We start from the raw sequence: 26,025 nt of genomic DNA on the forward strand, positions 1-26,025 counted from the left end.
ATTTGATGGTGCCCGGCTTGGCAATCGTGGTTCGAAAATCACAATACAAAGAGAAGGGCATTAGCTGGAGACAATCATGCCTGCACCGGGTGAAGTTCAAGGAGCACGCGGCGCTTCCTCGCGCCGCCTCGAAGGCGAATTCGATTATGTGATCGTCGGCGCGGGCACCGCGGGCTGCGTGCTCGCCAATCGCCTGACCGAAGACGCGGACGTTTCCGTGCTGCTCATCGAAGCGGGCGGCACGGATGACTATCACTGGATCCACATTCCCGTTGGCTACCTGTATTGCATCGGCAATCCGCGCACGGACTGGCTCTACAAGACCGCCGCCGAAAAAGGCCTCAACGGACGCGCGCTTTCGTATCCGCGCGGGCGTGTGCTGGGCGGCTCGTCGTCGATCAACGGCATGATCTACATGCGCGGCCAGCGCGAAGACTACGACAGCTGGGCGCGCGAGACCGGCGATTCCGGGTGGTCGTGGGACAGCGTGCTGCCAGTGTTTCGCCGCAGCGAAGACCATCACGGCGGCGCGAGCGAGTTTCACGGCGCGGGCGGCCAATGGCGTGTAGAGAAGCAACGCCTGCGGTGGCAGATTCTCGAATCGTTCGCGCACGCGGCGCAGGAGCAGGGCATTGCCGCGACCGACGACTTCAATCGCGGCGACAACGGTGGCGTCGGCTATTTCGAGGTGAACCAGAAGCGCGGCGTGCGCTGGAACGCGTCGAAAGCGTTCTTGCGCGCGGCAATGAAGCGGCCCAACCTGACCGTCGTCACCGGGGCGCTCACACAGCGCGTGATTTTCGAGGGCAAGCGCTGCGTGGGCGTGGAGTATCGCGGGGACGTGGACTACGTCGCGCGTGCGCGTTGCGAAGTCATCTTGAGCGCCGGCGCCGTGAATTCGCCGCAACTGCTCGAGCTTTCGGGGATCGGCGACGCACAGCGGCTCGCGCAGCTCGGCATTGGCGTCGTGGAGGATTTGCGCGGCGTGGGCGAGAACCTCCAGGATCATCTGCAATTGCGCATGGCGTTTCGCGTGAACGGCGTGCGCACGCTCAACACGCTTTCCGCGCACTGGTGGGGCAAGCTGATGATCGGCATGCAGTACGCGTTCTTCCAGAGCGGGCCCATGTCGATGGCGCCGTCGCAGCTCGGTGCGTTCGCGAAATCGGACCCGAACGATCCCGCGCTCACGCGGCCCGACCTCCAGTATCACGTGCAGCCGCTGTCGCTCGACCGCTTCGGCGAGCCGCTGCATCGCTTCAACGCGTTCACGGCGTCGGTGTGCAACCTGCGGCCCACGTCGCGTGGCAGTATCCACGCGGTTTCGGCGGACCCGTCGCAAGCGCCCGCGATCGCACCCAATTATCTTTCGACCGATCACGACCTGCGCGTTGCCGCCAACTCGATCCGGCTGACGCGGCGCATCGCGAATTCCGCAGCGCTCGCGCGTTACGAGCCGCACGAGATCCTGCCCGGGCTCGCATTTCAGAGCGAGGAGGAACTGCGCGAGGCGGCGGGCAACGTCGGCACGACGATCTTTCACCCGGTCGGCACGTGCCGTATGGGCCGCGCCGACGATCCGGACGCCGTGGTCGACGCGCGCCTGCGCGTGCGCGGCGTGGAGGGCCTGCGCGTGGTGGACGCCTCGGTCATGCCGACCATTACTTCGGGCAACACGAATTCGCCGACGCTGATGATCGCGGAGCGCGCCGCCGAGATCCTGCGTGCCGATCGTCGCGAGCGTGCGCGTGCGCAAACGGAGGCCGCCGCCAGTGCGACGTTGACGACCGCCTGAGGGCAGGGGGCGACGCGCAAGATAGCGTCGTATCGACAACGATATAAGACGCGCGCGCAAGCGCTTGCGCGCGCGTGTTGCTTTACGTCTGTCAGATACGCGTTTGCGTCGATCATGCGACTAACCTGCGCGTATTGTTCATCGAACTGTCGTCAACTGTTGATTTAAACGTTTACTGTCCTTGTGACGCCCCCTTAAGTGCAAATCCCAATGATTGCGCTGCATCATTGGCGAGACAATGACGCGATGTCGGCAGGCGCGCGTTGCGCGCATCGGGAGGCGCGCCGCAACGTCCGCGCCGGACCTCACCGTGCACCACAAGTCACGGACGGTCTGCAGTGTTACGCCTTACCACGCTCGGAAGGGGACATGATTCTCGGCGACACGATTCTGGAGACGCGCGACCTCACGAAACAGTTCAAGGGCTTCACGGCCGTGAACGGCGTGAACCTGCGCGTGTGCCGCGGCTCGATCCATGCGCTGATCGGACCGAACGGCGCAGGCAAGACCACCTGCTTCAATCTCCTCACCAAATTCCTCGTGCCCAGCGCGGGGCGCATCGTCTTCAACGGCATCGACATCACGCATGAGCGGCCCGCGCAGATCGCGCGGCGCGGCATCATCCGCTCGTTCCAGATTTCGGCCGTGTTTCCGCACCTCACGGCGCTCCAGAATGTGCGCGTGGGGCTGCAGCGCTCGCTCGGCACCGCCTACCACTTCTGGAAAAGCGAACGCACGCTCGCGGAGCTCAACGACCGCGCCATGGATCTGCTCACGCAAGTGGGCCTCACCGATTTCGCCGATGTGCCCACGGTCGAACTCGCCTATGGCCGCAAGCGCGCACTGGAAATCGCCACGACGCTCGCCATGGAACCCGAGCTGATGCTGCTCGACGAACCGACCCAGGGCATGGGCCACGAAGACGTCGACCGCGTGACGGCGCTCATCAAGAAAGTATCGAGTGGCCGCACGATCCTCATGGTCGAGCACAACATGAACGTGATTGCGGGCATCTCCGACACCATCACGGTGCTCCAGCGCGGCGAGGTGCTCGCCGAAGGCAGCTACGCCGAAGTCTCGAAGAACCCGCTCGTCGCCGAAGCCTATATGGGCAGCGCGGACGCGGCGCTCACGGGGGCGCACGCATGAACACGGTCACCGAACGCGAGACGGCCGCCGCTGCTGGCGCGACCGAAAGCGCGAAGGCGCTGGAGATTGCGGGGCTGCAGGCGTGGTACGGCGAGTCGCACATCCTGCACGGCGTGGATCTTTCCGTCGGGCGCGGCGAGGTCGTGACGCTGCTCGGGCGCAACGGCGCGGGCCGCACCACCACATTGCGCGCCATCATGGGACTCACGGGGCGGCGCACCGGATCGATCCGCATTGGCGGGCGCGAGACGATCCAGATGCCCACCTATCGCATCGCGCACTGTGGCGTGGGCTATTGCCCCGAGGAGCGCGGCATTTTCTCGAGCCTCTCGTGCGAAGAAAATCTGCTTCTGCCGCCCCATATCGGCGCAAAGGGTGAGAAGAGGGCGAAGTTGGCAGAGGGCATGTCGCTCGACGAGATCTACGCGATGTTCCCCAATCTCGCCGAACGGCGCAACAGCCAGGGCACGCGGCTTTCCGGCGGCGAGCAGCAGATGCTGGCCGTGGCGCGCATTCTGCGCACGGGCGCGAATCTGCTGCTGCTAGACGAGATATCGGAAGGTCTCGCGCCGGTGATCGTTCAAACGCTCGCGCGCATGATCCTCACCCTGAAGGCGCGCGGCTACACGATCGTGATGGTTGAACAGAACTTCCGCTTCGCGGCGCCGCTCGCGGACCGCTTTTACGTGATGGAGCACGGGCGCATCGTCGAGCACTTCGGCACTGCCGAGCTCGAGGGGAAGATGCCGGTGCTGCACGACCTGCTGGGCGTTTAATTTTCGGTCTGGTTTTGCGCGGCGCGGCACGAGCGCCGCGCGAATCGTTTTGCCTCCAGTGTTCATGGAGTGTTCCTGAATAACTACGCAACCAAGGAAGGAGACTGCAATGAAGAAAACCACGTTCGCGCGGCTCGCGGGCCTCTTTGCCGCTTCGGCAGCTGCGATGGCGTTCAGCGCGGGGAGCGCGCAGGCCGCCGACGACGCGGTGAAGATCGGCTTCATCACCGACATGTCCGGCCTGTACGCCGACGACGACGGCCAGGGCGGCCTCACCGCGATCAAGATGGCGGTCGCGGACTTCGGCGGCAAGGTGCTCGGCAAGCCGATCCAGATCGAGTACGCCGATCACCAGAACAAGGCCGACATCGCCGCTTCGAAGGCGCGCGAATGGTTCGACCGTGACGGGCTCACCATGTTGCTTGGCGGCACGAACTCGGCGACGGCGCTGGCGATGAACCAGGTCGCGCAAGAGAAGAAGAAGGTGTACTTCAACACGGGCGCGGGCACGGACGCACTGACGAACGAGCAGTGCACGCCGTACACGGTCCACTACGGCTACGACACGGTGGCGCTCGCGAAAGGCACGGGCCTCGCGGTGCTCAAGCAGGGCGGCAAGACCTGGTTCTTCCTGACCGCCGACTACGCGTTCGGCAAGTCGCTCGAGAAGAACACCGCGGACGTCGTGAAGGCGAACGGCGGCCAGGTGCTCGGCGAAGTGCGCCATCCGCTTTCGGCGTCGGACTTCTCGTCGTTCCTGCTGCAGGCGCAGGCGTCGAAGGCGCAGATTCTCGGCCTCGCGAACGCGGGCGGCGACACGGTCAACGCGATCAAGGCCGCGAAGGAATTCGGCATCAACAAGACGATGAAGACCGCGGCGCTGCTGATGTTCCTGCCCGATGTGCACAGCCTCGGGCTCGACACCACGCAGGGCCTCGTGCTGACGACCGGCTGGTACTGGGACCAGAACGACGACACGCGCAAGTGGGCGCAGCGCTACTTCGACCAGACGAAGAAGATGCCGTCCGAACTGCAGGCGGCTGACTATTCGGCGGTGACGACGTATCTGAAGGCGGTGCAGGCAGCCGGCACGACCGATTCCGACAAGGTCATGGAGCAACTGAAGAAGACGAAGGTCAACGACTTCTATACCAAGGGCGGCTATATCCGCCAGGACGGCGTGCTGATTCACGACATGTATCTGGTCGAGGTGAAGAAGCCGTCCGAGTCGAAGAAGCCGTGGGACTACTACAAGGTGCTGCAGACGATCCCGGGCGAGCAGGCCTATACGACGAAGCAGGAGAGCAAGTGCGCGCTGTGGAAGTAAGCGCGAGCGCGTAAATGCTGCAGTCGTATGCCGCGCCCGGCACACCGAGGTTGGTGCGCCGGGCGCGGCGTGATTGCGTAATCCGTTAATGCGTTAATGCCTCGATGGGCGGCTTTCATGACGATTTTTGGCATTCCGCTTCCGGCAATGCTGAGCCAGTTGCTCCTTGGGCTCGTGAACGGTTCGTTCTACGCGATCCTGAGCCTTGGCCTCGCGGTGATCTTCGGCATGCTCAACGTGATCAACTTCGCCCACGGCGCGTTGTTCATGCTGGGCGCGATGCTCACGTGGATGGGGCTCGCGTACTTCAATCTGCCGTACTGGGTGATGCTCGTCGTCGCGCCACTCGTGGTCGGCGCGTTCGGCATCGTGATCGAGCGCACGATGCTGCGCTGGCTCTATCGGCTCGATCATCTGTACGGACTCCTGCTCACTTTCGGGCTCACGCTCGTGGTGGAGGGCGTCTTTCGCTCGATCTACGGTTCGTCGGGGCAGCCCTATGACGTGCCTGATCTGCTCGCGGGCGCGACCAATCTCGGCTTCATGTATCTGCCGAACTATCGCGCGTGGGTGGTCGTGGCGTCGCTCGCCGTGTGCTTCGCCACCTGGTTCGTGATCGAAAAGACACGCCTCGGTGCGTATCTGCGCGCGGGCACGGAGAATCCCAAGCTCGTCGAAGCGTTCGGCATCAACGTGCCGCTCATGATCACGCTCACCTACGGCTTTGGCGTCGCGCTCGCGGCGTTCGCGGGCGTGCTCGCCGCGCCCGTGATCCAGGTGTCGCCGCTCATGGGGCAGTCGATGATCATCACCGTGTTCGCCGTGGTCGTGATCGGCGGCATGGGCTCGATCATGGGGTCGATCCTCACGGGCCTCATGCTCGGCGTGATCGAGGGCTTCACGCGGGTCTTCTGGCCCGAAGCCTCCGCGACCGTGGTGTTCGTAATCATGGCGATCGTGCTGCTGATTCGCCCCGCTGGCCTCTTCGGCAAGGAACGATGATGCAAAGAAAAGCGCTCTATGGGTTGTTGCTGATCGGGCTGATCGTCGCGCCGTTCGCTGGCGCCTATCCGCTCTTCGTCATGAAGGTGCTGTGCTTCGCGCTGTTCGCCGCGGCGTTCAATCTGCTGATCGGCTACACCGGTCTGCTCTCGTTTGGCCACGCGATGTTTCTCGCGAGCGCGGGCTATACGGCCGGCTACGCGATCCAGTCGCTCAGTTTTACGCCCGAGCTGGGCGTGCTCGCGGGCACCGCGGTGGCTACGATACTCGGGCTCGTGGTGGGCATCTTCGCGATTCGCCGGCAGGGCATCTACTTCTCGATGGTCACGCTCGCGCTCGCGCAGATGGTCTACTTCGTGTTCCTGCAGGCGCCGTTCACGCATGGCGAGGACGGTCTGCAAGGCGTGCCGCGCGGCAAGCTGTTCGGCGTGCTTTCGCTCGATTCCGATCTCACGCTCTACTACGTCGTGCTCGTGGTGATGGTGCTCGCGTTCATGCTGATCGTGCGCATCGTGCATTCGCCGTTCGGGCAGGTGCTCGTCGCGATCAAGGAGAACGAGCCGCGCGCGGTTTCGCTCGGCTACGACACCGACCGTTTCAAGCTGCTCGCGTTCGTGTTGTCGGCGGGGCTCGCGGGCCTGGCCGGTGCGCTCAAGGTGCTCGTGCTCGGCTTCGAAACGCTTGGCGATGCGTACTGGACCATGTCCGGCCTGGTAATCCTCATGACGCTCGTGGGCGGCATGGGCACCCTGTTCGGGCCGCTGCTCGGCGCCACGCTGATCGTCGCGCTCGAAGACCGGCTGGGTGACATCGGTACGGCGCTCGCAAGAGGGACGGGCGTGGAGTGGTTCCGCTCACTCGGTGAGTCCACAACGATCGTCACGGGCATCATCTTCATTGCCTGCGTGCTGGCGTTCCGGCGCGGCATTGTCGGCGAGATCGTGGCGCGCGTGCGGCCCTTGCGCGCGTGACGAGCTGGCGTGCCAGGACTGCTCTGGACTGCGATAGAATGAGCGTCCCTCGCACCGAACTGGGAAATCCACGCAAACATGTCGCGTTGCGGCATGCCCGAGCGGCCCGCCGTGCGACAAACCTGTGGCGCCGCGCCCCATTTCGGTGCCGCACTGCACCACTAGGGTAAATGCTAGTTGCTGCTGAGGGGGGTGAAGTTTAAAGTTGCACCTAGTTCTGATGCACCGAATTTGCAGGTGGAGAACGAGGAGACAACTGAGGCACCAAGTGCCCGGACAAGGAAGCGCTGTTGGATGAGAGTCCAACAGCGCTTTTTATATTTCTGCTCGCCTTCTTTCAACGGCGCGGCGATTATCTTTTCCCCTCTGCCTGGTGCACGATTTACGCACCTTCGCACGCGCAGATTATCCTTTCCCAAATTACGCAATTCAGGCCACACGGGCTGCTTCGCCTGCTGCATAAGCATTTGCGCATTACGCAAAGTGAGCGCGTATTCCTGCGCGCTGTAAGCAGATGGAAAGCACTTGCCATCTGAATACGCAGACCGCTACACTCGCCAATCACCGACCATGCGGTCAGCATTTTTGCGTTGATTTCCCGCAGCGAATTATCGATTTGTATATGAGGTAATCGGCCGCGGTGCGCCACAAAATCCGTAGCAATAAAGAAAACGAATATCGAAGGAGTGGAGATGCAGTTGGTTTTGCGTTGGATGGGGGCGGCTTGCGTCGCGACCGGGGTGCTCGCGGCGACGGCCGGCGGCGCGTATGCAGACGTGAAGATCGGCGTGACGCTGTCGGCTACGGGGCCGGCTGCTTCGCTCGGCATTCCGGAAAAGAACACGGTTGCGCTGCTGCCGAAGGAAATCGCGGGCCAGAAAGTCGATTACATCGTGCTCGACGACGCCACGGATTCCACGCAGGCGGTGAAGAACGCGCGCAAGCTCACGAGCGAAGATCATGTCGACGCCTTGATCGGCTCGACCGTCGTGCCCAACTCGCTCGCCATGATCGATGTGGCTGCTGAAACGTCCACGCCAATGATCTCCATGGCCGCCGCGGCGTCCATCGTCGAACCGATGGACGCCAAGCGCTCATGGGTTTTCAAGACGCCGCAGAACGACGCGCTGATGGCCGGCGCCATCGCGCAGCACATGGCCGCGCACGGCGTGAAGACGGTGGCCTTCATTGGCTTTGCCGACGCCTATGGCGAGAGCTGGTACAAAGAATTCAGCGCTGCCGCCGCGAAGCAAAACATCAAGGTGGTCGCGAACGAGCGCTTCGCGCGTAACGACGCCTCCGTCACCGGCCAGGTGCTCAAGATGATCTCGCAGCACCCCGACGCGGTGCTCATCGCAGGTGCGGGCACGCCGGCCGCGCTGCCGCAGAAAACGCTCAAGGAACGCGGCTACGCGGGCAAGTACTATCAGACACACGGCGTCGCCAACAACGACTTCCTGCGCGTGTGCGGCAAGGACTGCGACGGCACGTATCTGCCTGCCGGACCGCTGCTCGTCGCCGATCAATTGCCTGATTCGAATCCCGTCAAGCAATCGGCGCTCGCGTACAAGGCCGCGTATGAAAAGGCCTATGGCGCAGGCTCGATCTCGACCTTCGGCGGTCACGCGTGGGACGCGGGCCTCTTGCTTGCGCATGCCATTCCGGTCGCGCTGAAGGCCGGTCAGCCGGGTACGAAGGCGTTCCGCGAAGCGCTGCGCGCCGCGCTCGAAAGCTCGCACGATGTGGCGGGTGCGCACGGTATCTTCAACATGAGCGCGACGGACCATGCGGGCCTCGACCAGCGTGCCCGCGTGATGGTGGAGATCGTCGGCGGCAAGTGGAAACTCGCCGGCGATTGAGCGTCGGCTGAATGACACACGGAACACGAAAAAGGCACGCTCGATTGAGGTGCCTTTTTTGTTGCCGCTACAACGGTTTTGCAGCAGCAGGAGAGCAGGGCGGTACAGCGGTTCAGCAGTCGATAAAACGGAGAGCGCACCCAGACATGCGGCGGCTTGTGCGGCGCCGCAGGCAGGGAAAACCATGCATTACACGCGCGATCCCGATTACTACACTCAAAGGCCGGCGCCAATTTACGAACATCCTAGTAATCGGCGCAGGATCAATCGACAACACGCAGACCAAGCGTTTGGAGACGCGCAATGAAAACGAAGAAGTGGGTTTTGAGCTCGATTAGTGCCGGACTCGCAGCGGCGCTGATGGGCACGGCAGGCGTAGCCGCCGCGCAGGTGAAGATTGGTGTGACGCTCTCGGCAACGGGGCCGGCGGCGTCGCTCGGCATTCCCGAGAAGAACACCATCGCGCTGCTGCCGAAGGAGATTGCGGGCAAGAGCGTGGAGTACATCGTGCTCGACGACGCCTCGGACACGAGCAAGGCCGTGCAGAACACGCACAAGCTGATCGACGAAGACCACGTGGACGCGATCATCGGCTCGTCGGTTACGCCGAACTCGCTCGCGATGCTCGACGTCGTCGCGCAGGGCAAGACGCCGATGATCTCGCTCGCCGCATCTGCCGCGATCGTCGAGCCGATCGACGCGAAGCGTCAGTGGGCATTCAAGACGCCGCAAAACGACAGCCTGATGGCCGACGCGCTTGCGGGCTACATGGAGAAGCAAGGCGTGAAGACGGTGGGCTTCATCGGCTTCACCGATGCCTATGGCGACAGCTGGCTCAAGGAGTTCACCAGCGCGGCCGCGAAGCACAACCTCAAGATCGTGGCGAGCGAGCGCTATAACCGCACGGACTCGTCGGTGACGGGCCAGGCGCTCAAGTTGATGTCGGCGAACCCCGATGCGATTTTGATCGCGGGTTCAGGCACGCCTGCGGCGCTGCCCGCAACGACGCTCAAGGATCGCGGCTACAAGGGCAAGGTCTATCAGACGCACGGCGTGGCGAATAACGACTTCCTGCGCGTCTGCGGCAAGGATTGCGAAGGCGAGTTGCTGCCCGCAGGCCCGATTCTCGTGGCTGACCAACTGCCCGATTCGAACCCTGTGAAGAAGTCGGCGCTGGCGTATAAGGCGGCCTATGAGAAGGCCTATGGCGTTGGCACGGTGGCGACCTTCGGTGGCCATGCGTGGGACGCCGGCCAGTTGCTCCAGCGCGCGATTCCGGTCGCCTTGAAGGCGGGACAGCCTGGCACCGAGGCGTTCCGCGTGGCGCTGCGCGCCGCGCTCGAAAACTCGCAGGACGTGGCGGGCGCGCACGGCATCTTCAACATGAGCGCGACGGATCATGCGGGCCTCGATCAGCGCGCGCGGGTGATCGTCGAGATCGTCAACAACAAGTGGAAGCTGCAGAGCGAATAACGTGCGGCGCACGGGAAAGCGCAGCGCGTTTTCCCGTGGAACACACGCGCGTGTCACGGCGTCATTCTGGCCGATGAGAATGACGCACAAGAACGCACAAGCATGACCGGTGCGCGGCTTCATCGCTGCGCAGCGGCTTTTCACACATGAAGTCCGAACCGCGTGTCTGACGGTTCACGCCAGCGTTTCCATTTTTTCGACGTCGCTGTTTTTCCAGGTTCCAGAAGGTTTCAGGAAGAGGGGAGTATGGATTTATCGATCGCCGCGATCCTCGCGCAGGACGGCATCACCACCGGAGCGATCTACGCGCTGCTCGCGCTTGCCCTGGTGCTGGTGTTCTCAGTCACGCGGGTGATCTTCATTCCGCAGGGCGAATTCGTTTCGTATGGCGCGCTTACGCTTGCCGCGCTGCAATCGCAGAAGTTTCCCGCCACCTGCTGGCTACTCGTCGCGCTCGGCGCGGCGTGTTTCGTCGTCGAGACCGCCGGGCTCGTGCGTCATGCCGAACGGCGGCGCCACGCGGCGCGCTCGCTCGTGACGCTTGCGGGCAAGTATCTGCTCTTTCCCATTGCGCTCTATGCGGTGACGCGCGGGGTAGCGAGCCAGCAATTGCCTATGCTTGTGCAGATCGCGCTCACGCTCGCGATCGTGGTGCCGATGGGGCCGTTCATCTATCGCCTCGCGTATGAGCCTATCGCCGAGGCGACCACGCTGCTGCTGCTGATTGTGGCGGTAGCCGTGCACTTCGCGATGGTGGGCCTCGGGCTCGTGATGTTCGGCGCGGAAGGCTCGCGCACGAACGCGTTTTCCGACGCCACGTTCAACATCGGCAGCCTTTCGATCTCGGGGCAAAGCCTCTGGGTGATCGGCACGGCAGCTGTGTTGATCGTCGCCCTGTATCTTTACTTCGACCGCACGATTTCGGGCAAGGCGCTGCGCGCGACTTCAGTGAACCGGCTTGGAGCGCGGCTCGTCGGCATCGGCACCACGCAGGCGGGGCGGCTCGCGTTCACGCTCGCCGCCGGCCTCGGCGCGCTGTGCGGCATTCTCGTCTCGCCGCTCACCACCATCTACTATGACTCGGGCTTCCTGATCGGCCTCAAGGGCTTCGTAGGGGCCATTATCGGCGGCCTGGTGAGCTATCCGCTGGCTGCGGCAGGCTCCGTGCTCGTGGGCCTGCTGGAGTCCTACTCGTCGTTCTGGGCGAGCTCTTACAAGGAAGTGATCGTGTTCACGCTGATCATCCCGGTGCTGCTGTGGCGCTCGCTTTCGACGCCGCACGCCGAAGAGGAAGAGGAGTGATGCGATGAAACGATTCGTCATGCACAACCGCTTCTTCTGGCTGTTCCTCGTGGTGATGTTCGCGTTGCCGGTGCTGCCGCATCCGGTGCATGTACCCGAGTATTGGATCACGCTACTCAACTATATCGGCCTGTATTCGATCGTCGCGATCGGGCTCGTGCTGCTCACCGGCATCGGCGGGATGACGAGCTTCGGGCAGGCCGCGTTCGTCGGGCTCGGCGCGTATGCGACCGCGTATCTGACGACGCAGTACGGCGTTTCACCCTGGCTCGCGCTCATTGTCGGCGTGGTGATCACGGGGCTCGTGGCGCTCGTTCTGGGGCTCGTCACGATGCGCCTGTCGGGCCACTTCCTGCCGCTCGGGACGATCGCCTGGGGCCTCGCGCTGTTCTTCCTGTTCGGCAATCTCGACATGCTCGGCAAGTACGACGGCATCAACGGCATTCCCGTGCTGAACGTGCTGGGCATCGATCTGGAGTCGGGTCGCCATATCTACTACCTGATCTGGGTCGTGGTGCTGCTGTCAGTGCTGTCTGTTCAAAATCTGCTTAATAGCCGCATGGGCCGGGCGATCCGCGCGCTGCGCGGCGGCGGCATGATGGCCGAGGCAATGGGCGTGAACACCGGCTGGATGCGTGTGGTCATCTTCGTCTATGCGGCCGTGCTCGCGGCCGTTTCGGGCTTCCTGTACGCGCATTTGCAGCGTGCGGTGAACCCGACGCCGTTCGGTCTGAATCACGGCATCGAGTATCTCTTCATGGCCGTGGTGGGCGGCGTAGCGCACGTCTGGGGCGCCGTGCTGGGCGCAGCGATCCTGACCGTGCTGCAGGACTGGCTGCAGACGCTGCTTCCGAAGCTGCTGGGCGAGAACGGCAACTTCGAGATCATCGTCTTCGGCATTCTGATGGTGCTGCTGCTGCAATACGCGCGGCGCGGCGTCTGGCCGTTCGTGGCGCGCTTCTTCCCGCGTGGCCCGCAGGCGCATGTGCCCGAGCATGCCGAGGCTTTGCCGCAGCGCAGCAAGCCGGCCACTGGCGAGATGCTGCTGACGGTGAACAAGGCGCGCAAGCAGTTCGGCGGCCTCGTGGCCGTGAACGACGTGAGCTTCGAGGTGAAGGCGGGGCAGATTATCGGTCTGATTGGTCCCAACGGCGCAGGCAAGTCAACGACCTTCAATCTCGTGACCGGCGTGCTTCAACCGACCAGCGGCGAGATCACGTTCCGTGGCCAGCGCATCGACCGCCTGACTTCACGTGAAATTGTCGCGCGCGGCATCGGTCGCACTTTCCAGCACGTCAAACTGCTGCCGACGATGACGGTGCTGGAGAACGTCGCCATCGGCGCGCACCTGCGCGGCCACGCGGGCGTACTGCGCAGCGTCGCCAAGCTCAATGCGGCGGAAGAGGGGCGGCTCATGAGCGAGGCGGCGAAGCAGATCCGCCGCGTGGGCCTCGAGCAGCATATGTATGACGAGGCGGGCAGCCTCGCACTCGGTCAGCAGCGGATCCTGGAGATTGCACGCGCGCTGTGCTGCGATCCGACCTTGCTGCTGCTCGACGAGCCGGCGGCCGGCCTGCGTTACCAGGAAAAACAACAGTTGGCGGCATTGCTGCGCAAGCTGAGAGAAGAGGGGATGAGTGTGCTGCTGGTCGAACACGACATGGATTTCGTGATGAATCTCACCGACCGGCTGGTGGTGATGGAGTTCGGTACGCGCATCGCGGAAGGTTTGCCGGAAGAGGTACAGAAGGATCCGGCCGTGCTGGAAGCGTATCTGGGCGGGGTGGAATGATGACGACACCCGTACTGGAAGTCTCTGGACTCGCGGTTCGCTACGGCAAGATCGAGGCGCTGCACAAGGCGGCGATCAAGGTGGGCGCGGGGCAGATCGTCTCCGTGATCGGTCCGAACGGCGCGGGCAAGTCCACGCTGCTCAACGCCATCATGGGCGCGCTGCCCGTAACGGGGCACGCTAGCGGCCGTATCGCTTACATGGGCGAAGAGATCGGCGCGATGCCGATTGAGCGGCGCGTGGCACGCGGTATGTGTCTCGTGCCGGAGAAGCGCGAGTTGTTTGCCTCGATGACAGTGGAGGACAACCTCGTGCTCGGCGCCTACCGGCGAAAGCGCGCCGGCGAACGCAATTTCCTCGATCAGCTTGAGCCGGTTTTCACGCTGTTTCCGCGCTTGAAGGAACGCCGCGCTCAGGCCGCTGGCACGCTCTCGGGTGGCGAGCGCCAGATGCTCGCAGTCGGCCGCGCGCTTATGGGCAAGCCCGATTTGCTGATGCTTGACGAGCCGAGTCTCGGTTTGGCGCCGCTCATCGTGAAGGAAATCTTCCACATCATTAGCGCGCTGCGGCAAACCGGCGTTGCGACGCTGCTCATCGAGCAGAACGCACGCGCCGCGCTGCAGATTTCCGACTACGGCTACGTGCTGGAAACCGGCGATCTGGCGCTCGAAGGACCGGCGGGGGATTTGGCGCAGAATCCACGCGTGATCGAAACGTATCTGGGCTTGGCGAAGAAGCCGGTCTGACTTCGTCTATCGCTGTAGAAATGAGCGGCGTGTTTCACGTGAAACACGCCGCTTCTTTTTTTGCGGCGACGCGCTGCGCGGAGTGCCCTGCGTGGGGCCAGAGTAAGGACTAAGGCGCTAGCTCTGGCCGACACATTATTCGGGTGTGAACGGCCTTAAACCTTAAACCGTTATAATTCGCGCATACCACTTTTTCTGAGAAGGCTCACGCGGTCGTTTCCGTCCATGCGTGAGGTCCCGCCATGCTTTATCCCACAGAGTTTGACGTCATCGTCGTCGGCGGCGGTCACGCCGGAACCGAGGCTGCGCTTGCCGCCGCCCGCATGGGCGTCAAGACGCTCCTGCTCACGCACAACATTGAAACGCTCGGCCAGATGAGCTGCAATCCGTCGATTGGCGGCATTGGCAAGGGTCATCTGGTCAAGGAAGTCGACGCGCTCGGCGGCGCCATGGCCGCTGCGACGGACGAGGGCGGGATCCAGTTCCGCATTCTCAATTCGTCCAAGGGCCCGGCGGTCCGGGCGACGCGTGCACAGGCAGATCGCATCCTTTATAAGGCGGCGATCCGTCGGCGCCTCGAAAATCAGCCGAATCTCTGGCTGTTCCAGCAGGCCGTGGAAGACCTGATGGTCGAAGGCGACCGCGTTGTTGGCGCCGTCACGCAGGTGGGGATCCGCTTCCGCGGCCGTGCAGTCGTGCTGACGGCGGGGACTTTCCTCGACGGCAAGATCCACGTGGGCCTGAACAACTATACGGGCGGCCGCGCTGGCGATCCCGCTGCCGTGACGCTGTCGTCTCGCCTGAAGGAGTTGAAGCTGCCGCAGGGGCGCCTGAAGACGGGCACGCCGCCGCGTATCGACGGCCGCACCATCGACTTCTCGGTACTCGAAGAGCAGCCGGGCGACCTCGATCCGGTGCCGGTGTTCTCCTTTCTCGGCCGCGCGGAGCAGCATCCGCGCCAGATTCCGTGCTGGGTCACGCATACGAACGAGCGCACGCACGACATTATCCGCGGCGGTCTCGACCGCTCGCCGATGTATACGGGCGTGATCGAAGGGGTAGGGCCGCGCTATTGCCCGTCCATCGAGGACAAGATTCATCGCTTCGCTTCGAAGGAATCGCATCAAATCTTCCTCGAGCCGGAAGGCCTGACGACGAACGAGTTCTACCCGAATGGGATCTCCACGAGCCTGCCGTTCGACGTGCAACTCGATCTCGTGCACTCGATGCGTGGCCTCGAGCACGCGCACATCCTGCGTCCGGGCTACGCGATCGAATACGACTACTTCGACCCGCGCGGGCTCAAGGCTTCGCTCGAAACCAAGGTGATCACCGGTCTGTTTTTTGCGGGCCAGATCAACGGTACAACGGGCTATGAAGAAGCGGCGGCGCAAGGCTTGCTCGCTGGCATGAACGCAGGCCTGCAGGTGCAGGGCAAGGACGCATGGTGCCCGCGCCGCGATCAGGCATATCTTGGCGTGCTGGTCGACGACCTGGTGACGCGTGGCGTATCCGAGCCGTACCGCATGTTCACGAGCCGAGCTGAATACCGCTTGAGCCTGCGCGAAGACAATGCGGATATGCGCTTGACGGAGGCCGGTCGCGAGCTGGGTTTGATCGATGACGCTCGTTGGGACGCATTCTCCCGTAAGCGCGATGCTGTTTCACGTGAAACAGAGCGTTTGAAGTCGACGTGGGTGAATCCCAAGACGCTGTCTGCTGAAGAAGCGACGGCACTCCTCGGTAAGTCGATTGACCGCGAGTACAACCTCGCCGATCTGCTGCGTCGCCCGGGCGTGAGCTATGACGGCGTTTGTGGTTTGCGTGATGGCGCCTGCGCGCCGGAAACTGCGCTTGCCGACGACGAAGTTCTGCTCGCTCAGATCAAGGAGCAGATCGAGATCGGCATCAAATATCAGGGTTATATCGATCGCCAGGCCGACGAGATCGAGCGCAATGGCGCGCAAGAGAATACCCGTCTGCCGGAGGGTATCGATTACGCGGAAGTGCGAGGCCTTTCGTTTGAAGCGCGTCAGAAGTTAACTCAGTTCCGACCCGAGACCATTGGCCAGGCATCGCGCATTTCCGGCATCACGCCCGCTGCGATCTCGTTGCTCATGGTTCACCTCAAGCGTGGCCTTGGACGCCGTCGCCAGAATCCGGGTGCTACGGATGAAAATGGCACCGACTCGACGCCGGTGGCGCAATGACGGGGCGCTCGAGGCAACCCGGCATTGCGGACCGTGACGCGCTGGCTCATCTGCTGAAAGATGGCGCAGAGGTGCTTGGTGTCGAACTCACCGAGCGCCAGCACGAGCAGTTGCTCGACTACGTTGCGCTGCTCGCGAAGTGGAACGCCGTGTACAACCTCACGGCCATCCGCGATCCGCGTCAGATGCTGATCCAGCACATTCTCGACTCGCTTTCGATCGTGCCGCATCTGCCGGCGCGCACCGACGCAACGGTGCTTGACGTCGGCTCCGGTGGCGGGCTGCCTGGTATCGTGCTCGCGATCGTGCGGCCTAACTGGCAGGTCACGCTCAACGATATCGTGCAGAAGAAGTCGGCGTTCCAGTCGCAAGCGAAGGCCGAACTCGGACTCGCGAACCTCTCGGTGGTGACCGGTCGAGTCGAATCGCTGCGTCCCGGCGTGGAAGTACCGAAAAAATTCGATTTAATCGTGTCTCGGGCATTCGCGGATCTCGCCGATTTCGTTACACTGGCCCGTCATCTCGTTGCCGAGGGCGGCGCGATCTGGGCGATGAAGGGCGTGCACCCCGAAGGCGAGATCGAGCGCTTGCCGTCGGGCACCAAGGCGCTGAATACGATCCGCCTGAGCGTGCCGATGCTCGATGCGGAGCGTCACCTGATCCTAGTGTCGGTTGAGCCGGTCGCAGCGGCGTAACGTAAGCAAACTTCTCAAGGCAGTAAAAGGGACACACAAAAGATGGCAAAAATCTTCTGCGTTGCGAACCAGAAGGGCGGCGTCGGCAAGACGACGACAACGGTCAATCTCGCCGCGAGCCTCGCATCGCAGGGACAACGTGTCCTTCTCATCGATCTCGACCCGCAGGGCAACGCCACGATGGGTAGCGGCGTCGACAAGGCCGCGTGCGAGAACACGGTGTATGAGGTGCTGGTCGACGGCGTCACGGTGGACGCCGCGCGCACGCGGCCTGAACAGGTAGGCTACGACGTGTTGCCTGCCAACCGTGAACTGGCTGGCGCCGAAGTTGAATTGGTGGCGGTCGAGCAGCGCGAGCGGCGCCTGAAGAACGCGCTCGCCGAAGTCGACGCTGAGTACGACTTCGTCCTGATCGACTGCCCGCCGGCGCTTTCGTTGCTCACGCTCAACGGCCTGTGCGCCGCACATGGCGTGGTGATTCCGATGCAGTGCGAATACTTCGCGCTCGAAGGCCTCTCGGATCTCATCAATACGATCAAGCAGGTCCACGCGAACATGAATCGCGACCTGAAGGTGATCGGTCTTCTGCGGGTGATGTTCGACCCGCGTATTACGCTGCAACAGCAGGTTTCCGAGCAATTGAAAGAGCACTTCGGCGACAAGGTCTTCGACGCCGTGATCCCGCGCAACGTGCGCCTTGCCGAAGCGCCCAGCTACGGCTTGCCGGGTGTGGTATTCGATCGCGCCTCGCGCGGCGCACAGGCCTACGTGCAGTTCGGCGCGGAAATGATCGAGCGCGTGCGCGCACTCTGACGAGAGACTGGGGAAGCACGATGAATGCAGTAGCACGGAAGAAGGGGCTGGGCCGGGGGCTGGAAGCATTGCTCGGCGGCAGCGCGGACATCACCGAGGCGGTGAAGATCGAAGGCGCGCCTAACACGCTGCCGCTCACGCAGATGCAGGCCGGCAAGTACCAGCCGCGCACGCGCATGGACGAGGGTGCGCTCCAGGAACTGGCCGCGAGCATCCGCGCGCAGGGTTTGATGCAGCCCATTCTTGTGCGCCCGATTGCGACGGGGCGCTACGAAATCATCGCGGGCGAGCGACGCTTCCGTGCGGCGCACATCGCCGGGCTGACCGAAGTGCCAGTGCTCGTGAAGGACGTGCCCGACCAGGCCGCCGCTGCGATGGCGCTGATCGAGAACATCCAGCGCGAGGACCTGAATCCGCTGGAAGAGGCGCAGGGCATTCAGCGCCTGCTCGACGAGTTCAGCTTCACGCACGAACAGGCGGCCGAGTCGGTAGGGCGTTCACGCAGCGCGGTGTCGAACCTGCTGCGTTTGCTCAATCTTGCGGCGCCCGTGCAGACCATGCTGCTGGCCGGCGATCTCGACATGGGGCACGCCCGCGCGCTGCTCGCCGTGGACGCCGCCACGCAAATCACGCTGGCGAACCAGGTGGTCAACAAGCGCATGTCGGTGCGTGAAACGGAGAAGCTCGTTTCGGCCACGACGAAGGCCGCACCGGCAGTGAGGGCGAAGGCCGCGCACGACGGCGGACGCGACACGCGCCGTCTCGAAGAGGAGTTGTCGGACCTGCTCGCGGCATCTGTGAAGATCAAGCTCGGACGACGCGGGCGAGGGCAACTCACGGTCGACTTCGGAGACCTCGACGCGCTCGACGGCATTCTGCTGCGTTTGCGCGGCGAAACTGCAGCGTGATGACCGCCATGAGCGTGATGCGCGTCGCCGCGGCAAACGCGCGCGCCGGCGCATAAAGCCGGTGCGTGAATCGGAGCAGGGCGCGCGTGAGCCCTTGAGCCTGTTGCGCCGTGTCGGCGCATTCGCCGCATCGGAGCCCGTGCTCGCGATTCTTGTCGTGGCCTTTGTGGCGTTGCAGATTTACGCGCCTCGTTCCATCGCCTCGCTGCCCGCACTCGTCGACTGGCAAACGGTGATGACCCTCGCGGGGCTGCTTATTCTGACGAAGGGCATCGAATATTCAGGACTGCTGACCTGGCTCGCGCACAAGCTCGTCCACCACATTCACTCGGAACGCGGGCTCGCGTTGCTGCTGGTCGCGCTGGCCGCGGCGCTATCGACGATCGTGACCAACGACGTGGCGCTATTCGTCGTGGTACCGCTCGTGCTTTCGCTCCACAAGCTCACGCCGCTGCCGCTCAAGCGCCTCGTGATCGTCATCGCGCTTGCCGTGAACGCGGGCTCCGTGCTCACGCCGCTCGGCAACCCGCAGAATCTGTTTCTCTGGCAGGTCAGCGGGGTGTCGTTCGGACGCTTCGTCGTTGGGCTCGCACCGCTTTGCGCGTTTCTCATGACGATGCTGATCGTCCTTGCCGCGTTTCTTTTCAAGGCCATACCGCTCGATCTCTCGAAAGACGCCGCGCCGCAGCGCGTCGATCGCGCGCTGGCGAGCGTCGCCGCCGTGCTCTTCGTCGCGTTCGTACTGCTCGCCGATGCACACCACGCAGGCGTTGCGCTGGCTGCCGTTGCCGCGGGTTTTGTGATCTGGCGCATTCGCATCGTGCTCAAGATCGACTGGCTGCTTCTGCTGATCTTCGTGCTGATGTTCATCGTCCTGCGCAGTGTGGCGGCGCTGCCCGCCATTCATCACGCACTGACGTCGTTGTCGCTGCAAACGCCTATGCGCGCTTTTGCCGCAGGCGCGGTGTTGTCGCAGGTCATCAGCAATGTCCCGGCTGCCATTGTGCTCGCGGGCTTCACGCACGACTGGCGCGCACTCGCATTCGGCGTGAGCGTGGGGGGCTTTGGGGTCGCCATCGGCTCGCTCGCGAATCTCATTGCCGTGCGTCTTTCCGGCGAGCGCGGCGTGTGGCTGTCGTTTCACCTGATCGCCGTGCCGTTCTGGTTGGCGGCCTTTTTGGGCGGCGCGTTGCTGCTACATCTGTTTTGATGTCACCCCATCCCGAATCCTGGCGCATACTCTGAATTGCGCGCCAGATGATTTCTGTAATTACTTGGTCATCCTGACGATTGTTTCTTGTTTGCTTCGTCCCTTACAGTTACCGGTCACACCCGCGCGGCGCCGCGTTTCCCGCATCATGAAGTCCCATCTCACGGGTGTTATTGAAGGGCCTAAAGTCTTGAATTGCCTGCAACTATCGCTTACAATCGCCCGGATTTATTTGGTTGGCGATGCCGTAAGTGCGCTGTAATAAAGGGCGTGCCAGGCGAATTTCCGGAATGAAGCGATGGTGGGTCAGAGGCCAGATGAAGCGCCGCAGGCGCATGAAGGGCCCGATGTACCGCCGGGCGAAGTCGGAGCATCCAGCCGGGGGCGGGATGCAGCGGCAAACCATTCCGCACGCGTTGATCACAACGTGCGCTGGGATGAGCTGGACGCCAGCCAGCAAGATAACAACGACATCGTTCCGCTCACCCGGGCCGAAGCCGAACAGATCTTCGGCGCACAGGTGAGCCGCCCATCGCGCGTCACGCCGTTTCGTGTTGTGGCGGCGCAAGTGGTTTTGTCCCTGGTTGCAACGTTGGCGTGGTGGCTGTTTTATAAGCCGCCGGGCAGTGCTGCGTTGTCGGCGTTCCTGGGCGGAGCGATCTGCTGGTTTCCCGGAGCGCTGTTCGCAGCGCGCCTCAGGCAGTTGAGTCGTGCCGGCACCGTGCTGAACTGGATGCTCGGCGAAGCCTTCAAGATGGGGGCGACGATTGCGATGTTCGTCGCCATCGCGTTCTGGTATCACGACGTGCTGTGGATTCCCTTGCTCGTCACGTACCTGATCGCACTAAAGACATACTGGATCGCGCTCGCTTGGCGCTGATCCACCAACATCGCGCCGCCTCAAGTCAGGGCGTCGAAGCGATGCAGGTGGAACTCGGCTAGCCGATGCGAAGCAGATAAGACACGATCCACGGCGGTGCGTTCCCGCAATACAGTATTGCGGCGGGAGCGGCCGAAAACGATTTTCGACAATTTGGGTGGCTTTAACGATATGGCAGCTAGCGAAGGAACGAGCGCACCGGGTCCGTCCGAGTACATTGCTCACCACTTGCAGAACTTTGCGACCTCGCACCAGACGTCGATCGTCGACTTCAGCGTCTGGAACATCGACACGCTGTTCTGGTCGATCTTGTGCGGCGTCGTGACGATCCTCATCTTGCGTCTCGCTGCGCGCAAAGCGACCCCGGGCGTACCGGGCCGCTTCCAGTGCGCTATCGAAATGCTGGTCGAGATGGTCGAGGACCAGTCCAAGTCCATCGTCCATGGCAACCGCGCATTCATCGCACCGCTCGCGCTGACCGTGTTCATCTGGGTCGGGCTCATGAACTCGCTCGACTTCATTCCCGTTGATCTGCCGGGCCGCGTGATCGGCTGGCTCGGCCTCTCCGAAGCACTGCCGCACCAACGCATCGTTCCGACTGCCGACCTCAACGGCACGTTCGGCATCGCGCTCGGCGTGTTCGTGCTGATGATTTACTACAACCTCAAGATCAAGGGTCCTGGCGGCTTCGCACACGAGTTGCTCTCGGCCCCGTTCGGCGCGCATCCGCTGCTGTGGATCCCGAACCTTGCACTGAACATCATCGAGTTTGTCGCCAAGACGGTTTCGCTCGCCCTGCGGTTGTTCGGCAACATGTACGCAGGCGAGCTGCTGTTCCTGCTGATCGCGCTGCTGGGCGGTCTGTGGAGCTTCGGCGCGGACACGACGGTGCTTGGCTTCATCGGCCACGTGATTGCGGGCAGCGTCTGGGCGATCTTCCACATCCTGATCGTTCTGCTGCAGGCGTTCATTTTCATGATGCTGACGCTGGTGTATATCGGCCAGGCACACGACAAGCACTAAGTGCTCGTCAAACCAGATTTGTAGTTTTAAATCCCCAGTTCCAGAAAATCTCACAAAGGAGTGATCATGCAAGCTTTCATCGCCAACATCCAGGGTTTCACGGCCATCGGTATCGGCATCATCATCGGCCTGGGTGCAATCGGCGCCTGTATCGGTATCGGCCTGATGGGCGGCAAGTACATCGAAGCCTGCGCACGTCAGCCTGAACTGATGAACCCGCTGCAGACGAAGATGTTCCTGCTGGCTGGTCTGATCGACGCGGCGTTCCTGATTGGCGTTGGTGTTGCAATGCTGTTCGCGTTCGCTAACCCGCTGCTCTCGAAGCTCGCGGGCTAAGTTCCCTGGAAGGTTGCGCCTGACCTATAACGGGTAGTGGGCGCATGGCGGAACGGGAGACGAGGCGCTGATCGAGTTTCACAACCGATGAGCGCCTTGCCGTTTCAATTCCCCGGAATAGCAACGATTAAGGAAACACCGTGAATCTCAACGCAACCCTGTTTGCGCAAATGGTCGTGTTCCTGATCCTCGCGTGGTTCACGATGAAGTTCGTGTGGCCGCCGTTGATCAACGCCCTCGACGAGCGCTCGAAGAAGATCGCAGACGGCCTCGCCGCTGCGGAAAAGGGCAAGGCGGAACTCGATGCGGCGCACAAGCGCGTCGGCGAAGAGCTCGCCACGGCCCGTAACGAGGGTCAAAGCCGTATCGCCGACGCCGAAAAGCGCGCGCTGGCTGTCGCAGAAGAAATCAAGGCTCAGGCACACGCGGAAGCGGCACGCATCATCGCTCAAGCGAAGGCCGACGCCGACCAGCAGGTCGTCAAGGCACGCGAAGTCCTGCGTTCCGAAGTCGCGGCACTCGCTGTGCAAGGCGCCGAGCAGATCCTGAAGCGCGAAGTCGATCAGTCGGCCCACGCCGAACTGCTGAATCAACTGAAAGCCGAGCTCTGATCATGGCCGAACTTGCAACCATCGCCCGCCCGTACGCAGAAGCATTGTTTGGCGTGGCCGAAGCTGGTGACACCGCCGCCTGGTCCACGCTCGTTTCGGAGCTGGCACAGGTTGCGGCCTTGCCCGAGGTGCAGTCGGTCGCGACGAGCCCGAAGGTGAGCCATGCCCAGGTCGTCGAGCTGCTGCTCGCGGCGGTGAAGTCCCCGGTCAAGGAATCGGCCGAGGTGAAGAACCTCGTGCAGATGCTGATCGAGAATCATCGCCTGGCACTGCTGCCGGAAATCCAGTCGCAGTTCGAAGCGCTCAAGAACGCCAAGGCAGGCGCTGCTGACGCAGTGATCGTCAGCGCGTTCCCGCTCGAAGGCGCACAGTTGAACGACCTCGTCGCCAGCCTCGAACGCAAGTTCAAATGCAAGCTGAAGCCGACCGTCGAGATCGACAAGTCGCTCATCGGCGGCGTGCGCGTCACGGTCGGCGACGAAGTGCTCGATACCTCGGTCCGCGCGCGGCTCGCCAGCATGCAGGCGGCGTTGACCGCCTGAGCGCCCCGATTACAAGAATCGGGCGCGGCGGCTGGCACGCAACAGAATTGAACATCAGGAGCGAATAATGCAACTCAATCCCTCTGAGATCAGTGAGCTGATCAAGAGCCGGATCCAGGGCCTTGAAGCGAGCGCCGACGTTCGCAACCAGGGCACCGTGATCTCCGTGACCGACGGTATCGTGCGTATCCACGGCCTGTCGGACGTGATGCAGGGCGAAATGCTCGAATTCCCGGGCAACACCTTCGGCCTCGCGCTGAACCTCGAGCGCGACTCGGTCGGCGCCGTGATTCTCGGTGAGTACGAGCACATCTCGGAAGGCGACATCGTCAAGACGACGGGCCGCATTCTCGAAGTGCCGGTGGGTCCGGAACTGATCGGCCGCGTGGTCGATCCGCTCGGCAACCCGATCGACGGCAAGGGCCCGGTCAACGCCAAGATGACCGACGCGATCGAAAAGATCGCTCCGGGCGTGATCTGGCGTGAAGGCGTGTCGCAGCCGGTGCAAACGGGTCTGAAGTCGATCGACTCGATGGTGCCGATCGGCCGTGGCCAGCGTGAGCTGATCATCGGCGACCGTCAGTGCGGCAAGACTGCAGTGGCCGTCGACACGATCATCAACCAGAAGGGCAAGGACCTGATCTGTATTTACGTCGCCATCGGTCAGAAGGCTTCGTCGATCCAGAACGTGCTGCGCAAGCTCGAAGAAACGGGCGCGATCGAATACACGATCGTCGTTGCCGCTTCGGCTTCGGAATCGGCCGCGCTGCAGTACCTCGCGCCGTACGCCGGCTGCTCGATGGGCGAATACTTCCGCGACCGCGGTCAAGACGCCCTGATCATTTACGACGACTTGACCAAGCAAGCCTGGGCCTACCGTCAGATTTCGCTGCTGCTGCGCCGCCCGCCGGGCCGTGAAGCGTACCCCGGCGACGTGTTCTATCTCCACTCGCGTCTGCTCGAGCGCGCGGCACGCGTGTCGGCCGACTACGTCGAGAAGTTCACGAACGGCGAAGTGAAGGGCAAGACGGGTTCGCTCACCGCACTGCCGATCATCGAAACGCAAGCCGGCGACGTGACCGCATTCGTTCCGACGAACGTGATCTCGATTACCGACGGCCAGATCTTCCTGGAAACCGACCTCTTCAACGCAGGCATCCGCCCGGCAATCAACGCCGGCGTTTCGGTGTCGCGTGTGGGTGGCGCGGCGCAGACGAAGGTCGTGAAGAAGCTGTCGGGCGGTATCCGTACCGACCTCGCGCAGTACCGTGAACTGGCGGCATTCGCCCAGTTCGCATCGGACCTCGACGAAGCGACCCGCAAGCAGCTCGAGCGCGGCCGCCGCGTGACGGAACTGCTCAAGCAGCCGCAGTACCAGCCGCTGCAAGTGTGGGAACTGGCTGTTGCGCTGTTCTCGGCGAACAATGGCTACCTCGACGACATCGAAGTCAAGGACGTCCTGCCGTTCGAAAAGGGCCTGCGCGAATACCTGAAATCGAAGCACGCTGACCTCGTCGCGCGCATCGAGGACAAGAAGGACCTGTCGAAGGACGACGAGAACGCGCTCCACGCGGCTCTCAAGGACTTCAAGAAGTCCGGCGCATACTGATCCGTCCGGGAATCAATCACGATAAACGGACTGGGACCCGAGTAAGCGCTGAAGCGCAAACTCGGGTCGACAAAGGAGCAAGCAATGGCTGGAATGAAGGAAATTCGCGGCAAGATCAAGAGCGTGCAAAACACGCGCAAGATCACCAAGGCGATGGAAATGGTCGCGGCGTCGAAAATGCGCCGTGCCCAGGAGCGCATGCGCGCCGCCCGCCCGTATGCCGACAAGGTCCGCGACATCGCTGCGCACATGAGCCGTGCGAACCCCGAGTACCGCCACCCGTTCATGGTGGAAAACACCGGTGCGAAGGTCGCAGGCGTGATTCTCGTCACGACCGACAAGGGTCTGTGCGGCGGGATGAACACCAACGTGCTGCGCGCGACGCTGCAGAAGATCAAGGATCTCGAAGCATCCGGCACGTCGATCGAAGCAACTGCGATCGGCAGCAAGGGCCTCGGTTTCCTGAACCGTCTGCGCGCAAAGGTCGTCTCGAACGTTGTGCAACTCGGCGATACGCCGCACCTCGAAAGGCTGATCGGCGCGATCAAGGTGCAGCTCGACCAGTACTCGGAAGGCAAGCTTTCCGCCGTGTACCTCGCGTACACGCGCTTCGTCAACACGATGAAGCAGGAGCCTGTGATCGAGCAACTGCTGCCGCTGTCGGCCGAGCGTCTCGAAGCGAATGACGACGGCACGACGCCGAAGTCAGCGTGGGACTACATCTACGAGCCGGACGCGCAAACCGTCGTGGACGAACTGCTGGTGCGCTATGTCGAAGCCCTGGTCTATCAGGCCGTGGCGGAAAACATGGCTTCGGAGCAGTCGGCCCGTATGGTCGCGATGAAGGCGGCGTCGGACAACGCGAAGACGGTCATCAACGAACTGCAGCTCTCGTACAACAAGAGCCGCCAGGCCGCGATTACGAAGGAACTTTCGGAAATCGTCGGCGGCGCAGCAGCCGTCTGATAGGCGCGCACCGATTGCGAAACCGCGCCG

At 62.8% G+C, this 26,025-nt stretch carries 23 protein-coding genes; all 23 read left to right on the forward strand.

Translation table 11 applies throughout. The annotated features are described in order from the left end of the window. Window positions 1–76: 76 nt before the first annotated feature. Window positions 77–1,795, forward strand: coding sequence for a GMC family oxidoreductase (locus JMY28_RS24160; RefSeq protein ID WP_201698414.1), 1,719 nt, complete (start codon window positions 77–79; stop codon window positions 1,793–1,795). Between the two features lie 369 nt (window positions 1,796–2,164). Beyond that, window positions 2,165–2,944: an ABC transporter ATP-binding protein gene (locus JMY28_RS24165; RefSeq protein ID WP_028203291.1), complete on the forward strand. Its 780-nt coding sequence runs from the start codon at window positions 2,165–2,167 to the stop codon at window positions 2,942–2,944. After that, window positions 2,941–3,720: an ABC transporter ATP-binding protein gene (locus JMY28_RS24170; RefSeq protein WP_201698415.1), complete on the forward strand. Its 780-nt coding sequence runs from the start codon at window positions 2,941–2,943 to the stop codon at window positions 3,718–3,720. Before JMY28_RS24165 ends, JMY28_RS24170 begins: the two co-directional genes overlap by 4 nt. Window positions 3,721–3,829: 109 nt before the next feature. Next, entirely contained in the window at window positions 3,830–5,047 is a 1,218-nt protein-coding gene (locus JMY28_RS24175) for an ABC transporter substrate-binding protein (RefSeq protein WP_201698416.1), read from the forward strand. 117 nt (window positions 5,048–5,164) lie between these two features. Further along, window positions 5,165–6,049, forward strand: a complete 885-nt coding sequence (locus JMY28_RS24180; protein WP_201698417.1) for a branched-chain amino acid ABC transporter permease — start codon at window positions 5,165–5,167, stop codon at window positions 6,047–6,049. Further along, a complete protein-coding gene (locus JMY28_RS24185) occupies window positions 6,049–7,020 on the forward strand; it encodes a branched-chain amino acid ABC transporter permease (RefSeq protein ID WP_201698462.1) in 972 nt (323 codons plus the stop codon). Before JMY28_RS24180 ends, JMY28_RS24185 begins: the two co-directional genes overlap by 1 nt. A gap of 692 nt (window positions 7,021–7,712) precedes the next feature. After that, window positions 7,713–8,879 carry an ABC transporter substrate-binding protein gene (locus JMY28_RS24190; RefSeq protein ID WP_201698418.1) on the forward strand — a complete coding sequence of 389 codons (1,167 nt, stop codon included), beginning with the start codon at window positions 7,713–7,715 and terminating at the stop codon, window positions 8,877–8,879. Window positions 8,880–9,182: 303 nt separating this feature from the next. After that, complete coding sequence (locus JMY28_RS24195; protein ID WP_201698419.1) at window positions 9,183–10,352, forward strand: ABC transporter substrate-binding protein; 1,170 nt, start codon at window positions 9,183–9,185, stop codon at window positions 10,350–10,352. A 246-nt stretch (window positions 10,353–10,598) separates the two neighbouring features. Then, window positions 10,599–11,654 carry a branched-chain amino acid ABC transporter permease gene (locus tag JMY28_RS24200; RefSeq protein WP_201698420.1) on the forward strand — a complete coding sequence of 352 codons (1,056 nt, stop codon included), beginning with the start codon at window positions 10,599–10,601 and terminating at the stop codon, window positions 11,652–11,654. Window positions 11,655–11,658: 4 nt separating this feature from the next. Further along, window positions 11,659–13,446: a branched-chain amino acid ABC transporter ATP-binding protein/permease gene (locus JMY28_RS24205; RefSeq protein ID WP_201698421.1), complete on the forward strand. Its 1,788-nt coding sequence runs from the start codon at window positions 11,659–11,661 to the stop codon at window positions 13,444–13,446. Beyond that, window positions 13,443–14,192, forward strand: coding sequence for an ABC transporter ATP-binding protein (locus JMY28_RS24210; RefSeq protein ID WP_201698422.1), 750 nt, complete (start codon window positions 13,443–13,445; stop codon window positions 14,190–14,192). Before JMY28_RS24205 ends, JMY28_RS24210 begins: the two co-directional genes overlap by 4 nt. A 242-nt stretch (window positions 14,193–14,434) precedes the next feature. Continuing rightward, the gene (mnmG, locus tag JMY28_RS24215; RefSeq protein ID WP_201698423.1) at window positions 14,435–16,402 is read left to right on the forward strand and encodes a tRNA uridine-5-carboxymethylaminomethyl(34) synthesis enzyme MnmG; all 1,968 of its coding nucleotides are present in this window, start codon (window positions 14,435–14,437) and stop codon (window positions 16,400–16,402) included. Further along, window positions 16,399–17,097 (forward strand): 16S rRNA (guanine(527)-N(7))-methyltransferase RsmG, encoded by a 699-nt coding sequence (gene rsmG / locus JMY28_RS24220; RefSeq protein ID WP_201698424.1) that lies wholly within the window; start codon window positions 16,399–16,401, stop codon window positions 17,095–17,097. The genes mnmG and rsmG overlap by 4 nt, the downstream gene beginning before the upstream one ends. 42 nt (window positions 17,098–17,139) lie before the next feature. Continuing rightward, window positions 17,140–17,910: a ParA family protein gene (locus tag JMY28_RS24225; protein ID WP_201698425.1), complete on the forward strand. Its 771-nt coding sequence runs from the start codon at window positions 17,140–17,142 to the stop codon at window positions 17,908–17,910. A gap of 20 nt (window positions 17,911–17,930) precedes the next feature. Next, a complete protein-coding gene (locus tag JMY28_RS24230; protein WP_201698426.1) occupies window positions 17,931–18,818 on the forward strand; it encodes a ParB/RepB/Spo0J family partition protein in 888 nt (295 codons plus the stop codon). A gap of 61 nt (window positions 18,819–18,879) precedes the next feature. Further along, window positions 18,880–20,028 (forward strand): SLC13 family permease, encoded by a 1,149-nt coding sequence (locus tag JMY28_RS24235; RefSeq protein ID WP_407945530.1) that lies wholly within the window; start codon window positions 18,880–18,882, stop codon window positions 20,026–20,028. Between the two features lie 298 nt (window positions 20,029–20,326). Beyond that, entirely contained in the window at window positions 20,327–20,908 is a 582-nt protein-coding gene (locus JMY28_RS24240) for an ATP synthase subunit I (RefSeq protein ID WP_201698427.1), read from the forward strand. Window positions 20,909–21,079: 171 nt separating this feature from the next. Next, entirely contained in the window at window positions 21,080–21,931 is an 852-nt protein-coding gene (gene atpB, locus JMY28_RS24245; protein ID WP_201698428.1) for a F0F1 ATP synthase subunit A, read from the forward strand. Window positions 21,932–21,997: 66 nt separating this feature from the next. Next, window positions 21,998–22,267, forward strand: coding sequence for a F0F1 ATP synthase subunit C (gene atpE, locus JMY28_RS24250; protein ID WP_028203308.1), 270 nt, complete (start codon window positions 21,998–22,000; stop codon window positions 22,265–22,267). A gap of 140 nt (window positions 22,268–22,407) precedes the next feature. Then, the gene (locus JMY28_RS24255; RefSeq protein ID WP_201698429.1) at window positions 22,408–22,878 is read left to right on the forward strand and encodes a F0F1 ATP synthase subunit B; all 471 of its coding nucleotides are present in this window, start codon (window positions 22,408–22,410) and stop codon (window positions 22,876–22,878) included. Between the two features lie 2 nt (window positions 22,879–22,880). After that, complete coding sequence (locus tag JMY28_RS24260; protein WP_201698430.1) at window positions 22,881–23,420, forward strand: F0F1 ATP synthase subunit delta; 540 nt, start codon at window positions 22,881–22,883, stop codon at window positions 23,418–23,420. A gap of 67 nt (window positions 23,421–23,487) precedes the next feature. After that, on the forward strand, window positions 23,488–25,029 hold the full coding sequence (gene atpA, locus JMY28_RS24265) for a F0F1 ATP synthase subunit alpha (protein WP_201698431.1): 1,542 nt from the start codon (window positions 23,488–23,490) through the stop codon (window positions 25,027–25,029). Between the two features lie 84 nt (window positions 25,030–25,113). Then, complete coding sequence (gene atpG / locus JMY28_RS24270; protein WP_201698432.1) at window positions 25,114–25,995, forward strand: F0F1 ATP synthase subunit gamma; 882 nt, start codon at window positions 25,114–25,116, stop codon at window positions 25,993–25,995. Window positions 25,996–26,025 lie beyond the last annotated feature (30 nt).

The organism is Paraburkholderia hiiakae (assembly GCF_904848665.1).
Taxonomy (GTDB): Bacteria; Pseudomonadota; Gammaproteobacteria; order Burkholderiales; family Burkholderiaceae; genus Paraburkholderia; species Paraburkholderia hiiakae.

Bases quoted from the DNA above. Each gene is read 5' to 3' on its own strand.
- JMY28_RS24240 (WP_201698427.1), top strand. From the start codon at position 20,327: ATGGTGGGTCAGAGGCCAGATGAAGCGCCGCAGGCGCATGAAGGGCCC.
- JMY28_RS24190 (WP_201698418.1), top strand. From the start codon at position 7,713: ATGCAGTTGGTTTTGCGTTGGATGGGGGCGGCTTGCGTCGCGACCGGG.
- JMY28_RS24230 (WP_201698426.1), top strand. From the start codon at position 17,931: ATGAATGCAGTAGCACGGAAGAAGGGGCTGGGCCGGGGGCTGGAAGCA.
- JMY28_RS24195 (WP_201698419.1), top strand. From the start codon at position 9,183: ATGAAAACGAAGAAGTGGGTTTTGAGCTCGATTAGTGCCGGACTCGCA.
- JMY28_RS24160 (WP_201698414.1), top strand. From the start codon at position 77: ATGCCTGCACCGGGTGAAGTTCAAGGAGCACGCGGCGCTTCCTCGCGC.
- JMY28_RS24260 (WP_201698430.1), top strand. From the start codon at position 22,881: ATGGCCGAACTTGCAACCATCGCCCGCCCGTACGCAGAAGCATTGTTT.
- JMY28_RS24200 (WP_201698420.1), top strand. From the start codon at position 10,599: ATGGATTTATCGATCGCCGCGATCCTCGCGCAGGACGGCATCACCACC.
- JMY28_RS24180 (WP_201698417.1), top strand. From the start codon at position 5,165: ATGACGATTTTTGGCATTCCGCTTCCGGCAATGCTGAGCCAGTTGCTC.
- atpB (WP_201698428.1), top strand. From the start codon at position 21,080: ATGGCAGCTAGCGAAGGAACGAGCGCACCGGGTCCGTCCGAGTACATT.
- JMY28_RS24170 (WP_201698415.1), top strand. From the start codon at position 2,941: ATGAACACGGTCACCGAACGCGAGACGGCCGCCGCTGCTGGCGCGACC.
- mnmG (WP_201698423.1), top strand. From the start codon at position 14,435: ATGCTTTATCCCACAGAGTTTGACGTCATCGTCGTCGGCGGCGGTCAC.
- atpE (WP_028203308.1), top strand. From the start codon at position 21,998: ATGCAAGCTTTCATCGCCAACATCCAGGGTTTCACGGCCATCGGTATC.
- JMY28_RS24225 (WP_201698425.1), top strand. From the start codon at position 17,140: ATGGCAAAAATCTTCTGCGTTGCGAACCAGAAGGGCGGCGTCGGCAAG.
- JMY28_RS24185 (WP_201698462.1), top strand. From the start codon at position 6,049: ATGCAAAGAAAAGCGCTCTATGGGTTGTTGCTGATCGGGCTGATCGTC.
- JMY28_RS24175 (WP_201698416.1), top strand. From the start codon at position 3,830: ATGAAGAAAACCACGTTCGCGCGGCTCGCGGGCCTCTTTGCCGCTTCG.
- atpG (WP_201698432.1), top strand. From the start codon at position 25,114: ATGGCTGGAATGAAGGAAATTCGCGGCAAGATCAAGAGCGTGCAAAAC.
- JMY28_RS24205 (WP_201698421.1), top strand. From the start codon at position 11,659: ATGAAACGATTCGTCATGCACAACCGCTTCTTCTGGCTGTTCCTCGTG.
- JMY28_RS24165 (WP_028203291.1), top strand. From the start codon at position 2,165: ATGATTCTCGGCGACACGATTCTGGAGACGCGCGACCTCACGAAACAG.
- atpA (WP_201698431.1), top strand. From the start codon at position 23,488: ATGCAACTCAATCCCTCTGAGATCAGTGAGCTGATCAAGAGCCGGATC.
- JMY28_RS24210 (WP_201698422.1), top strand. From the start codon at position 13,443: ATGATGACGACACCCGTACTGGAAGTCTCTGGACTCGCGGTTCGCTAC.
- rsmG (WP_201698424.1), top strand. From the start codon at position 16,399: ATGACGGGGCGCTCGAGGCAACCCGGCATTGCGGACCGTGACGCGCTG.